11 protein-coding genes are annotated in these 12,350 nt (G+C 50.3%); 7 read left to right on the top strand and 4 right to left on the bottom strand.

What is annotated here, in order from left to right:
• Nucleotides 1–8 precede the first annotated feature (8 nt).
• Both ACFOE0_RS09375 and ACFOE0_RS09370 read left to right on the top strand, forming a co-directional pair.
• A complete protein-coding gene (locus tag ACFOE0_RS09375; protein ID WP_248935629.1) occupies nucleotides 9–335 on the top strand; it encodes a PilZ domain-containing protein in 327 nt (108 codons plus the stop codon).
• A gap of 50 nt (nucleotides 336–385) precedes the next feature.
• Nucleotides 386–1,174 (top strand): TatD family hydrolase, encoded by a 789-nt coding sequence (locus ACFOE0_RS09370; protein WP_248935628.1) that lies wholly within the window; start codon nucleotides 386–388, stop codon nucleotides 1,172–1,174.
• A 235-nt stretch (nucleotides 1,175–1,409) separates the two neighbouring features.
• Here the strand turns inward: ACFOE0_RS09370 and rsmF are convergent, their stop codons facing one another.
• Complete coding sequence (gene rsmF / locus ACFOE0_RS09365) at nucleotides 1,410–2,822, bottom strand: 16S rRNA (cytosine(1407)-C(5))-methyltransferase RsmF (protein WP_248935627.1); 1,413 nt, start codon at nucleotides 2,820–2,822, stop codon at nucleotides 1,410–1,412.
• 85 nt (nucleotides 2,823–2,907) lie between these two features.
• On the opposite strand from rsmF, the gene ACFOE0_RS09360 reads away from it, so the two are divergent.
• Nucleotides 2,908–4,134, top strand: coding sequence for a nucleoside recognition domain-containing protein (locus ACFOE0_RS09360; RefSeq protein WP_248935626.1), 1,227 nt, complete (start codon nucleotides 2,908–2,910; stop codon nucleotides 4,132–4,134).
• A 287-nt stretch (nucleotides 4,135–4,421) separates the two neighbouring features.
• On the opposite strand, the gene ACFOE0_RS09355 is transcribed toward ACFOE0_RS09360, so the two are convergent.
• From ACFOE0_RS09355 to ACFOE0_RS09345, 3 genes are read right to left on the bottom strand one after another with little or no spacing between them, the layout of a single operon-like run.
• On the bottom strand, nucleotides 4,422–7,046 hold the full coding sequence (locus ACFOE0_RS09355; protein WP_248935625.1) for a PqiB family protein: 2,625 nt from the start codon (nucleotides 7,044–7,046) through the stop codon (nucleotides 4,422–4,424).
• The gene (locus ACFOE0_RS09350; RefSeq protein ID WP_248935624.1) at nucleotides 7,015–7,656 is read right to left on the bottom strand and encodes a paraquat-inducible protein A; all 642 of its coding nucleotides are present in this window, start codon (nucleotides 7,654–7,656) and stop codon (nucleotides 7,015–7,017) included. The genes ACFOE0_RS09355 and ACFOE0_RS09350 overlap by 32 nt, the downstream gene beginning before the upstream one ends.
• Entirely contained in the window at nucleotides 7,646–8,296 is a 651-nt protein-coding gene (locus ACFOE0_RS09345) for a paraquat-inducible protein A (RefSeq protein WP_248935623.1), read from the bottom strand. The genes ACFOE0_RS09350 and ACFOE0_RS09345 overlap by 11 nt, the downstream gene beginning before the upstream one ends.
• 284 nt (nucleotides 8,297–8,580) lie before the next feature.
• Between ACFOE0_RS09345 and ACFOE0_RS09340 the strand changes: the two genes are divergently transcribed.
• From ACFOE0_RS09340 to prc, 4 genes are all read left to right on the top strand, one after another.
• On the top strand, nucleotides 8,581–8,883 hold the full coding sequence (locus tag ACFOE0_RS09340; RefSeq protein ID WP_248935622.1) for a YebG family protein: 303 nt from the start codon (nucleotides 8,581–8,583) through the stop codon (nucleotides 8,881–8,883).
• Between the two features lie 14 nt (nucleotides 8,884–8,897).
• The gene (locus tag ACFOE0_RS09335; protein WP_248935621.1) at nucleotides 8,898–9,356 is read left to right on the top strand and encodes a GAF domain-containing protein; all 459 of its coding nucleotides are present in this window, start codon (nucleotides 8,898–8,900) and stop codon (nucleotides 9,354–9,356) included.
• A 266-nt stretch (nucleotides 9,357–9,622) separates the two neighbouring features.
• The gene (gene proQ / locus ACFOE0_RS09330; RefSeq protein ID WP_248935620.1) at nucleotides 9,623–10,270 is read left to right on the top strand and encodes an RNA chaperone ProQ; all 648 of its coding nucleotides are present in this window, start codon (nucleotides 9,623–9,625) and stop codon (nucleotides 10,268–10,270) included.
• Between the two features lie 27 nt (nucleotides 10,271–10,297).
• On the top strand, nucleotides 10,298–12,349 hold the full coding sequence (gene prc, locus ACFOE0_RS09325) for a carboxy terminal-processing peptidase (RefSeq protein ID WP_248935619.1): 2,052 nt from the start codon (nucleotides 10,298–10,300) through the stop codon (nucleotides 12,347–12,349).
• Nucleotide 12,350: the final 1 nt, after the last annotated feature.

Here is a 12,350-nt window from a genome sequence, read left to right as displayed (position 1 = left end):
GGAAAGACATGATCGACTTGGTAATCAGATTTGACACCATTCAGCAGTTGTATCGCGCCTACATGCCCTTTGTTCGCAGTGCAGGATTGTTCGTGGCGACCTCGGAACCACATTATCTTGGCGAACCTCTGACATTCAGTTATCGACTACCCGGTGATGTTGCCGCCAGAGAGGCGTGCGGCAGCGTTGTGTGGATCAACCCTCAGGGAGCGTCCGGCGGACGCCCTGCCGGCATAGGTGTTCAGTTCGCGCCAGCAGAGGAACACCACAGACATGATATCGAACAGGTGCTTTCCAGTGAGCTGGCGTCCGGGAATTTGACCTCCACCATGTAGCTGGGTATCCTTGCCCACCATTGAAATTCCCCCGTTATCGGACCTTTACTGTGCTAATCGACTCCCATTGCCATCTGGACCGCCTGAAGGCGGCGCCGGATGCTGACTCCCTTGATCAAATCATCCAACAAGCTAGTGCCCGGGATATCGCCTATTTCCTTTGCGTTAATGTACGTCAACAGGGTTTTGAGGCGATGCGTGACAAAATGGCGGCTTATGATCAGGTGTTTCTCTCCAGCGGCGTTCACCCTCTGGATGTACAGGAAGGCCTGGATGTTGACCAGATTAAGGCTTTTGCCAATGAAAAGAAGGTCGTTGCCATAGGTGAAACCGGCCTGGATTACTTCTACGCCAACGAAACCAAAGCGATGCAGCAGGCATGTTTTGAACAGCAGGTCGCTTTGGCTGTAGAGGTTAATAAACCTCTTATTATTCATACCCGTGATGCCCGAGAGGATACCCTGGCGATACTGCGTAACGGCCAGGGTGATAAAGTGGGTGGAGTACTGCACTGCTTTACCGAAAACTGGGAAATGGCAAAAGCGGCCATTGATATGGGCTTCTATATTTCGGTTTCAGGCATAGTGACCTTTAAAAACGCCGGTGAATTGCGCAGTGTTATCCGTAAGGTGCCTCAGGACAGGTTGCTGGTAGAGACAGATTCTCCCTATCTGGCGCCTGTGCCTCACCGAGGGAAAGAAAATCAGCCTGCTTTTGTCCGTGATGTGGCCGAATTTGTGGCTGAGCTTCGCGGTGAGAAGTATGAGGATTTGGCAGCTTTCACAACTGAGAACTTCTTTAATCTGTTTAAAGATGCCGCCAGATTGGCCGGTCGTTAGTTGATAAGCAGATAAAAAAAAGGCCCAAAACTATTCCAGTTGTTTCGGGCCTAGGGGAATGGCTCTTAGGGTGAGCCGTGCGCTAACTTAGGGTACGAAGCACTGCATGCCAGCGACTTCGTACTCCTATTGTAGTACAGCAATCTGAGGGAACCCCAAATATTTTTCTGGAATAAGTCTTTGGGGTGAAGTTCACTTCTGTTCTGAGGTGGTTTAACCGGAACAATTCACTGCATCAAGCGGTGCAGACTTTATCCCGAACCAGCTCTCTTGGCAGGCTGTTTTTAAGCTTCCCCGGAAGGGATTTTGCCAGCCCCAGAGGGATGCCATGACGGCCGACAATCACTTCGCCTTTGGCTGGCTTGTCACCATCAAATACGACGTCCCGTCCCATCAGGTATTCAACCGCCTGCTGCTCATCCAGCTCTATCACTCTTGCCTGTTGGCAGGGCAGAGCTATAACTGCTTCGTGCCTGAGTTTAAACCCATGCTTGGCTTCATCGGCCAGTTTCAACCCGATACGCTGGAATCGCATTGAGCCAATCAGTTCATCAAATCCTTCAGGGAACAGCCAGTATTCCGCATCGCGGATCATCAGGCTTTGTGTTTCCGGCAGCGTAAACCCAAGGTTGTTAAGATGGATCTTCATGGCTTCAGTCTGCTTACGGGTAGGATGTGTGAAGGGGAAGTTCTTTTGGGGTTTCGGCTGGGGCAGGGCGCGCTCGACCGCCTGTGTTTTACGAATGGCGGCCACAAAGAAACCTTCACTGTCGAATATCTGTGGCCATACATGCAAAAAGCCTTCTACTGTGGTGGCTTTATCTGCATCGGCAAACAGATTGGCGAGCGAGATAAACTCTACCGCGTCCGGGTAGGTTTCTTTAAGGAAGTGACACACCTGTTGGTTTTCCTGGGTATTCAGGGTACAGGTGGAATACACCAGCATGCCGCCGGGCTTAAGGGCCTGAAACGCCGATAACATCAATTCGCGCTGGGTTTCTGCGATATCGTCAATATCTTCCTGACGCCAGTACTTGAGTGCATCAGGGTCTTTACGCACAGTCCCTTCGCCACTGCAGGGAGCGTCGAGCAGCACAGCATCAAAGGTTTCAAATTGGTACTCACCGAAAACCCTGCCATCAAAATGAGTAATGGCGGTGTTCCTTGCTCCCATGCGGGCTATATTGGCGTGCAACACTTTCACCCGGCTTGAGGAGTATTCGTTGGCGACCAGCAGGCCGCGGTTTTCCATCAAGGCGGCTATCTGTGTTGTCTTTGACCCGGGCGCAGATGCTGTATCCAATACTCTGTCATATTGAGGCTCGGTATCGAACAGTGCCGTTGGCGGCAACATTGAGCTGGCTTCCTGAATGTAGAAAAGCCCCTGAATATGCTCAACACAGTTACCGAGTTCTTCCGGATTGTGTCCGGTGAGCCAAAAGCCATCTTTGCACCATGGAATGGGTTCAAATTCCCAGCCCCTGGGTTCCATCAGAGCCTTGAAATCGGCAGAAGATATAGACAGGGTATTAACCCGGATGGATGGGCGAAGTGGCTTGCCGCAGTACTCAATAAAATCATCAATGGACAAATGAGCAGGGATATCCTGCTGAATGCTATTGATAAAATCTGGATTTAGTTGAACCATAAAGACTTTCTATGAATTTTTGCTGGCGCGAGTATACCACAGCCTGATGATGTGATGGTTTGCGCCTTTATCTATAGGACCCAATGTGCTGAATCGTATCTGGTGGTTTTTCTTTGTTATTGCGGCTCTGGCCGTGGCAGTGCAGTTGGGCATGGGTAATACCCAGGTATTGACCGATGTCAGTGCTGCACTGTTTTCCAGCGCAGAATTAGCCGCCCAGATTGCGCTGGGGTTGGTTGGTGTGCTCTCTCTGTGGATGGGCCTGATGAGGCTGGGCGAAAAGGGCGGTATGGTGGCTGCTATCGCGAAAATCACTGAACCCCTGTTGTCGCGACTGATGCCTGAGGTGCCAAAGGGGCATCCCGCCTATGGCAGTATTACCATGAATCTGACCGCCAATATGCTGGGATTGGATAACGCCGCGACGCCTTTGGGACTCAAGGCAATGCATGATCTGCAGTCCCTGAATTCAGATAAGCAGACCGCCACCAATGCCCAGATCCTGTTTCTGGTGTTGAATACCTCATCGGTCACTCTGGTGCCGGTCGCCGTTTTTTTGTACCGGGCTCAGCAGGGGGCGGCAAATCCTGCTGATGTGTTTCTTCCTATCCTGTTGGCCACCTCAGCCTCGAGCCTGGCGGGACTTCTTGTGGTCGCCCTGGTGCAACGGATCAAGCTGTTTGATGCTGTGATTATGGGGTATGGTGCGCTGCTCATAGGTTCACTGATGGCGACAGTCTTTTATCTTGGTACGCTGTCGGCTCAGATGATTGGCGAAGTCTCCACCGTGTTGGGCAACGGCGTACTCATCGCTTTGGTATTTGCTTTTGTATTGGTTGCAGGGCTCAGAAAGGTCGCCATTTACGATGAGTTCATTGAGGGCGCTAAAGATGGATTTTCTCAGGCAATTCAACTGATCCCTTATTTGCTGGCGATGTTGCTGGCTATTGCTTTGCTCAGAGCATCGGGTGCGCTGGACTTGCTGTTGTCGGTTATCGCTCATTTTGTGCAGTGGCTCGGCGGTGATACCCGCTTTGTGGATGCCTTGCCTACCGCTTTGATGAAACCCTTCAGTGGGTCCGGTGCTCGTGCCATGATGCTGGAAACCATGAATCATCACGGTGTCGACTCTTTTGCGGGACGTTTGGCGGCCATCTTTCAGGGCAGTACTGAAACCACTTTTTATGTACTGGCGGTCTATTTTGGCGCTGTGGGAATACGTAATGGCCGCCATGCTTTGGCGTGCGGGTTAACTGCAGATCTTGCCGGTATTGTTGCCGCCATAGGTGTTTGTTACTGGTTTTATGGATAGCCCAGGCAATCTCAATTTAAATCGTGCCCATCTTAAGGGAGAACAGAATGATTCAAACCGAGCGGCTGCTATCTTGGAATGCCTGTTCAATATTTTGAGCTTGATAATTTGGGCGGCATACCAGCCTGAACCCTCAAAATTTATCTCGATAGACTTTCAACTGCACTGATTGTCTTCACACCTTTAGGTTCGCATCAACTCAGATATTGATTGGTATTAACCGAACGTGAAAAGGGATGCGCAATGGCATCCCTTTCTGAGTTTAACTTGTTGACCTTTTATCAGGCTCACTTCAGCGCCGGAGACCAGTTCTGCCACTCCTCATCAGCTTTGTTATGAAGCGTGAAGACTGGGGAGTCCATCAGGCGGTTGTCGGGGCTATTGGCTGTTTCTGTCGCGACAGCAATGCCTCCGGCCAGAATATTCTCAACGCTGCCGGTTTCAACCTGCGCGCCGGAGAACAAACCAAAGTCCACTTTGATGCCTGAATAATCCCAGAATTTACTGGTGCGGTTTATCAGGTGGCTGAAGCTGGTCTCGATCGCCAGGTAGATTTGTACCTGCTGGCCGCTGGCGTTCAGGTCATAGCCTTTGACTTCACCAATGTGAATCCCCCGGTAAAGCACAGGCGTACCCGCTTTAATTGATCCAAGAACAGGGCGAACCAAGGTGACTTTCAGTGCATTAGCTGGTGTATCAGCGTACAGTCCGGCCTGGAGTTTGCCATTGAAATGATCTGACTTAGAGACTGAGTTACCTGGCAATGCCGAAATATAGGGACCGGTCAACAGAGTCTCAGGGGCTTTGATACCAGCTAAAGATACCTGAGCATTAACCAGATGGTACTGGGTGTCAGCCCGCTGGAACTCAGCTGCATATTGCCCATAAAGCCAGGCTATTGCTTTGATGCTGCCAAGATCATCAGACAAAGAAACATGGTCAACTTCACCTATCTGGAAGCCTTTGTAGCGGATAGCTGCGCCAGCAGTTAGGTCGGCATCGGCAGGGAAGGTCAGTTCAATCACTTTGGCCAGGGCCATAGCCAATTGCTCACTGGCGTAGAGTATTCCTTTGGTTCCGGCAACAGGCGTGTCTTCGAGTTGTCCAAGGCTAATACTGCCTTTCAGTGCTCCTGCAAGTGGGGCAACTTTGACATCAACTCCCGATAGCCCTGCATTCACCTCAACAGCACTGTTTTGCCAGAATACGCTACTGTCATTCAGCAAAGATTTAAAGGTGGCGTCGATATTCAGGCTGACCGCAAAGTTCCCTTCTGAGGCAGACCAACTAACATCTGCAACTTCACCTACCTGCATTTTCTTGTAATAGACAGGAGAGCCGCGCGACACTCCAGCGCCATCCAAACTGGTCAGCGTAATTTTTTGCTGGCTGGCTGCGGTGAACTCCTGCTCTGCGGCTTCCCGGGAGGGAAAGACCTTAAGCAGGTCATTGTTGGTCATCAGGTTTCGACCTTTGCCTCTGACCAGATTAAAACTGCCCTTGAGCAGTGTGCCGGCATCCGAGGTTTTTACTGCAACTCCCTCAAGAGAGGCGTTAACTTCCAGCGCTGACTGACCATACAAATAGCTGCCATGGGAGAGCAGTGCGCTGAATTGAGCGGGGATTTCCAGCTGGTATTCGACACCGGAGAAATCTTTGGCCAGAGATACCGAAGTGACAGTGCCGATATCAAAGGCCTTGTATTTTATTGCTGCGCCAACGCTGACCCCGGGGTTACTTTCACTGAAGGCTCTGAGCGTCAGGTGTTCACCTTTATCCTCCGGCTGACTCTCCAGCAACTGGTATGTTCCGGACGCCGGGCCTGAGCCTGGTATAAATTCAATCACTGCACCGGTAACCAGTCTGGAGGCATGCTTGACGCCATCCAGTGAGATGTCGGCTCCCTGAAGGTAAAATTGGCTGCTGCCCGCGAGCAGGTCCTCGTAATCATTAAACAGTCGGGCGTTAAACCCTACACCTGTGTTAGACAGGCTGGTGCCGAGGATCTCACCTATCTGCACGCCGCGAAGCTGGATTTTAGTGCCTTTACCTATGCCATCGGCATTCTGTGCACTGAGCAGGAAGTCACGGCCACCCAGAGCCTGCTGTTTATTGTCATACAGGTTGAAGGCTGTGTTGTGCTGAGCCTGTGGCGCTGCAGGATCTGATGAGAAGGCGATACCACCTGCCAGAATGGCGCTCAAGCTTTCGCTGTGGAATTTCACTCCGGAAAGGGATGCATCCACGCTGATCCCGGAGACATTCCAGAAGCGGGAATTGGTTTTTACCAGATAGGCATACTGCTCTTTAATAAAGGCTGAAATGGTAATACTTTGATCGGCTTCCAACTTGTAGCTGACAACATCACCGACTGGGATCTGACTGAAAAAGACTTTGGAGCCGACATCAACAGAGCCGAGCTGCATCGCCTTGAGTTCAACCACAACACCGGTTTCTCCTGGCTGTATGGCTGGCGCTTCCTGCAAGGCGACAAAGCTGCTCTGGGAGTCGCCGTCACCGGGTTGAACCGCGATATAGTTTCCGGAGAACAGCGCATCCAGACCTTCAACCCCGGTAATAGATGCTTTAGGGGTAACCAACCAGAACTTGGTGTTCTTCTTCAGGAATGGCTCAGCACGATAATCCATCAGCACTTTGACATCCACGCCGGTCAGAGAGCTGTCGAGACCGATATCGACCACCTTGCCCACATTGAGGCCCTGGTAACGAACCAGAGTTTTCCCCACATCAATCCCGGTGGCACTGGGGAAGTGGATTTCAATTTCAATACCCTGTTCCCGCAGGCTTTTAACCCCCAGCCAGCCGCCGAGGATCAGTGCTACGATTGGTAACAGCCAGATAGGGGAGAAGAGTTTCTTTTTAACGATTTTCGGCGGTTCTGCTTGCGTCATCTTGAGCTTCCAGTCGATCCCAGAGTAAACGTGTATCCAACACTTTGGCAGCCAGTTGAGTGAAGAGAATAACCAGGGCAAACGCTGTGGCTGCCGGCCCAGGCTTGGCATCCATCAATTGCCCCATATTGACCAGAGCAACGGTAATGGAAATAACAAAAAGGTCGAGCATGGACCATCGACCTATCCACTCAATAATATGGTATCCGGTCATCAGTACCCGCTTTGGAATGGGGATACGGAAACTGATGGCGGTCAGGTATATTGCCAGTCCGATAATCTTGGCCCAGGGCACCGCAATACTGGCAGTAAATACGATGATGGCAATAGGTAACATATCCAGATGTATCAGGTGTGCGATCCCGGTGAAAATCGTGTCATAAGCTATCTTCCCCTGGCTGGTCACTATGGTAATGGGGAAAACATTTGCAGGGATCAGCAGCACGGCGGCTGTGATAAGCAGTGCCCAGCTTTGTTGCAGGCTGGCATAGTTGCGACACTTCAATTGGGTCCCACATCTGGGGCAGGCCCCCAGGCTGACATCATTGGTCATTTGGCAAACCGGGCACTGGCATATGCCTATATCCCGGCCCTGCAGGCTATTTTTCATCCAGGAAACTCCACATATGCTGCAGGTCGTACTCTCTCAGCAGGAACAATACAGAGAGGAACAACATAGTGAAACAGAAGGTACCAATACTGAAATAGATGTCGGCGTGATCAGACAACTGGAAAGCGGACACCAGAAAACTAATCAGGTAGATCTCGAGCATGCTCAGTTGAGTCAGTAAAGATTGCTGGGTCAACAGCAGTTTTAGCAACCTGCGCCCCCATTTGCCATCAATAGCGTATTTGATTAGCAGAATTTGACTGAGGATAGACAGGATCAATAATCCGGGGGCAATGACGGCGGCGACCATCACGGCGATGGCCACCACTGGGTAGCCTTGCTCGAGTACCGCAGTTGCTCCGCCCATTACTGTCGTGGTGCGCACAGAGCCGAAGAAATGCAACTCCATTACCGGCAGCAGGTTGGCTGGGAAATACAGGAAGAGCGCCGCCAGACAAATTGCCAACATACCGTTAATTGAACAGTAGGGGGTGTCATACAAAGCTGTGTGGCACCTTGGACACAGGGCTCTGACTTCTTGGGGGAGTTGCTGTTTGCTGACGACCAAATCGCAGGCCCGGCATAACACTATGTCTTCCGGCACCTGAGTGTCTTTGGCTGTGGTGTTGTGAGAATCCATGAGAGAGTGAGATCTACAGACCTGAGCTTCCTGTCTTTTTGAAGGCGAGATTATAAGTTATCAGCATTTCGAACGCATCACCTGTACTGATGACAAGAGTGTTACAAAATCTTGCTGGCCATCAGTGAGTATCCGTGAATATACAGGGTAGGGGTATTCTATGAATATCTTATTTAAATATCAGTATTTAATTCACATTTTGCCAGTCTGGGTTGAAAGGTATACCAATAGTATGCAACTATACACTGTATATAAAAACAGTGCTTACTAATGTGGGGTGAATCATGGCTGTTGTGGTCCAGTATGTCGTGGTCAGAGAAGGGGTTGAGAAGATGACGTTTACTTCAAAAAAGGAGGCGGATGCATATGACAAGATGCTGGATATCGCCGATAACCTTATCCCTTTTCTGCAGCAGGCTGAAATAGAGATTGCCGAGAGCGAATCTGAAAAATTGGCTTTTTATATGGCAAATCATAAAGATGAGTTACTATCTTTGCTCAAAGGTGGCTCAGTAGCCACGAAACCGGCTGCTGCGGCACCGAAAAAGTCAGCCAGGAAAGCGGCTGCTGCGGAAGATAAAGCATAGAGGTAACACCAGGGATGACACAGGTTTGCTATCAAACTCTCAATCGTCAGGCTGAAGCACTGCTGACGGGTGAGACCAACATGATTGCCGCCATGGCTAACTTTTCTGCATTGGTTAATGAGGCTCTGCCGGAACTGAACTGGGTCGGCTTTTATATCCGTGAAGGAGAGCAGTTGGTTCTTGGGCCTTTTCAGGGAAAGGTTGCCTGTGCACGTATTCCCTGGGGCAGAGGGGTATGTGGAACAGCCGCCGCGACCAATACCACTCAACTGATTGACGACGTGCACAGTTTTGAAGGCCATATTGCCTGTGACAGTGCCAGCAATGCGGAAATCGTGGTGCCGGTTCGTCATAAAGGTGAAGTGGTTGCCGTTTTGGATATCGATAGTCCCGAGTTCAACAGATTCGATGACATTGATCGCCAGGGGCTTGAAGCTTTGGTCAAAACCCTTGAATCTGCGTTGTTTGCTTAAACATTGACCGCTTTAATGTAATTCATGGTCGCAATCACCTGTGCGCGGCTTATAATATGCGGCCGTGCCTGAATAATTCCGACGCCCCGTGTGTCGAGTTGGCTTGCGCCATTGCATCAGGTATCTTGGAGTTTCGGAAACAGTCCGTAACAGAATGATTTTTGACGCTAAGTGACAGCACTTGGCAAACTTGACTTAACAAGCAGTAATGTCGATAGCCTCAGTGCTGACGCGTACCGGCTTGCAATATAACTGTGGAAGTAATGATGGAATCAACAGAAAAGTTGACCGACACCAACGCTATTCTGGCGTATTTGTATGAAACATTTCCTTTGTGCTTTATCGCCGAAGGTGAAACTAAGCCGCTAAAAATTGGATTGTTTCAGGATTTGGCTGAAAGGTTGGCTGATGATTCCAAAGTCAGTAAGACCCAGTTGCGAGTTGCACTGAGACGCTATACTAGTAGCTGGCGTTATCTGAAGTGCATCAAAGAAGGCGCTCAGCGCGTTGATCTGGATGGCAACCCATGTGGTGAACTGGAAGCCGAACATATCGAACACGCTCAGGCTACTTTGAAAGAAAGTCAGGAGCGTGCTCGCGCCAAACGTGCAGAGCAGGCGAAAAAAGACAACGCCAATAAGAAGCAGGGCCAAAAGCCACGCAAAGAGTTCAACAAACAGCGCCCAGCCAAAGCCAAGCGTCAGGACAAGCCAGCGGCCAAGAAAGCCCCTGCAGTTGCTGAAAACTTGGTACCGGCTCAGTTGAGTGAGTTGAAACAAAACCAGCGTGTTAATGTCAAACTAGGTATGACCCCTGTAAAAGGTCAGGTCGTAGACATTAACAAAGAGGATGTTCACGTACAGTTGGATACCGGTTTGACGGTCAAGGTACGAGTTGAGCACATCTTGGTGTAATCAATATTGTAAAGGAGTAACTTGTTGATGCGAAAACTGACTATTGCCGCGTCGATTGCCACCATGTTTGTCGGGATGTCGGCGTGGGCCATTTCCCCGGCAATTCAAATCAACGAGTTACCCACTCTCTCGCAGGAGCCACAACATAAAGTGGCCAGCAAGCGGGTAACAGGTTTGCTGACCCGCTCCCATTATCACAGATTCGATCTGAATGATGCATTCTCTGAGCAGATCTTCGATCGCTATCTGCAGCAGCTGGATTTCCGGCGGAATGTGTTCACTCAAGCGGACGTAGACGGTTTCAACAGCTTCCAAAACCAATTTGACGATATGCTGAAAAGCGGCAATCTGGACAAGGCGTATCAAATGTACGACCTGGCCCAAAAGCGCCGTTATGAGCGTTTCGTATACGCCCTGTCTTTGCTTGACACCCCAATGGACTTCAATAAAGCCGGTGATGCCTATGTGTATGACCGTGAAGATGCGCCATGGGCAAAAGACGAAGCCGAGCTGAATGAGCTGTGGCGTCAGCGCGTTAAATATGACGCTCTTAACCTGAAGATGACAGGTAAGAACTGGGAAGAGATTGTTGATGTGCTGTCAAAGCGCTACAACAATGCCATCAAGCGTATTGGTCAAACCAAGAGTGAAGATGTGTTCCAGGGCGTAATGAACGCTTTTGCCCTTACTGTTGAGCCGCACACCAGTTATCTGTCTCCCCGCAATGCCGAGCGTTTCCAGATGGAGATGAATCTCAGCCTGGAGGGTATTGGTGCCGTCCTGCAGATGGATGAAGATTACACTGTGATCAAATCTCTGGTTGCCGGTGGTCCGGCGGCCAAGAGTGAAAAGCTATCCCCTGAAGACAGAATTATCGGTGTCGGACAGGAGGGTGAAGAGGTTGTTGATGTGATTGGCTGGCGTCTTGATGACGTAGTCGAACTGATCAAGGGCCCCAAAGGCAGCAAAGTGGTACTTCAGGTTCTCCCCAAGAAGGGTGGGTCTAACGCTGAGCCTGTCGATATCACCATAGTGCGCGACCGGGTTCGCCTGGAAGACCGTGCAGCCACTTCTAAAGTTGTTGAAATGGAAGAGGGGCAGTACGCCAAGCGTAAAGTGGGTGTGATTCAGATCCCCGGCTTCTACATGAACCTGTCCCGCGATGTGGAAAAAGAGCTGGAAAAACTGAAAGCCGACAATGTTGAAGGTGTCATTATCGATTTGCGTGGCAATGGTGGTGGTGCTCTGACTGAAGCAACATTGCTGACCGGCCTGTTTATCGATATGGGTCCAGTTGTACAAATCCGCGATGCCAGTGGTCGTGTGACCCAGAACCGTGATAATGACGGTAAGGTTGCCTACAATGGTCCACTGACTGTGATGGTAGACAGATACAGCGCTTCAGCCTCTGAGATTTTTGCTGCTGCATTGCAGGATTATGACAGAGCTCTGATTGTGGGTGAGTCAACTTTCGGTAAGGGTACAGTACAGCAACATAAAGGGCTGGGTCGCATGTATGACATGTATGACAAGCCGTTGGGCCATGTGCAGTACACCATAGCCAAGTTCTACCGCATTAACGGTGGCAGTACTCAACTGAAAGGTGTTACTCCGGATATTCCATTCCCGAGCGCGCTGAAGCCCGGCGAGTATGGCGAATCTGAAGAGAAGAATGCGCTGCCGTGGGATCAGGTTGCTGTGGCTCAGTACACCTCATTGGGTGATGTTTCCAACGGCCTTATCTCGGCACTTGCTCAGAAGCACGATCAACGTATCAAGCATGACCCTGAGTTTGCCTACATCTTTGATGATATTGCTGAATACAAGACGCAGGAAGATGAGAAGTCCATCTCACTGGTCGAGTCAGAGCGTGTTAAGTCCCGTGAAGATGATGATCAGAAAGCGCTGGAACGCACTAATGACCGCCGAGTAGCAGCTGGATTCAAGCCTGTTAAGTCGCTGGAAGATATTCCTGACGAAGAGGAACTGGATGCACCTGATCCATTCCTGGACGAAACTGCAATGATCACCCTGGATATGGTGGACGTTGAGAAGACTGCCAAAACTCAGGCCAAATAAG

Source organism: Shewanella submarina, from assembly GCF_042646185.1.
GTDB classification, from domain to species: domain Bacteria; phylum Pseudomonadota; class Gammaproteobacteria; order Enterobacterales; family Shewanellaceae; genus Shewanella; species Shewanella corallii.
This window is presented reverse-complemented; position numbering and strand designations above follow the sequence as displayed.

What these genes read in the sequence shown, in the direction of transcription:
- ACFOE0_RS09340 (WP_248935622.1), top strand. Translation starts at nt 8,581, where the DNA reads ATGGCTGTTGTGGTCCAGTATGTCGTGGTCAGAGAAGGGGTTGAGAAG.
- ACFOE0_RS09375 (WP_248935629.1), top strand. Translation starts at nt 9, where the DNA reads ATGATCGACTTGGTAATCAGATTTGACACCATTCAGCAGTTGTATCGC.
- rsmF (WP_248935627.1), bottom strand. Translation starts at nt 2,822, where the DNA reads ATGGTTCAACTAAATCCAGATTTTATCAATAGCATTCAGCAGGATATC.
- ACFOE0_RS09345 (WP_248935623.1), bottom strand. Translation starts at nt 8,296, where the DNA reads ATGGATTCTCACAACACCACAGCCAAAGACACTCAGGTGCCGGAAGAC.
- prc (WP_248935619.1), top strand. Translation starts at nt 10,298, where the DNA reads ATGCGAAAACTGACTATTGCCGCGTCGATTGCCACCATGTTTGTCGGG.
- ACFOE0_RS09350 (WP_248935624.1), bottom strand. Translation starts at nt 7,656, where the DNA reads ATGAAAAATAGCCTGCAGGGCCGGGATATAGGCATATGCCAGTGCCCG.
- ACFOE0_RS09335 (WP_248935621.1), top strand. Translation starts at nt 8,898, where the DNA reads ATGACACAGGTTTGCTATCAAACTCTCAATCGTCAGGCTGAAGCACTG.
- ACFOE0_RS09355 (WP_248935625.1), bottom strand. Translation starts at nt 7,046, where the DNA reads ATGACGCAAGCAGAACCGCCGAAAATCGTTAAAAAGAAACTCTTCTCC.
- proQ (WP_248935620.1), top strand. Translation starts at nt 9,623, where the DNA reads ATGGAATCAACAGAAAAGTTGACCGACACCAACGCTATTCTGGCGTAT.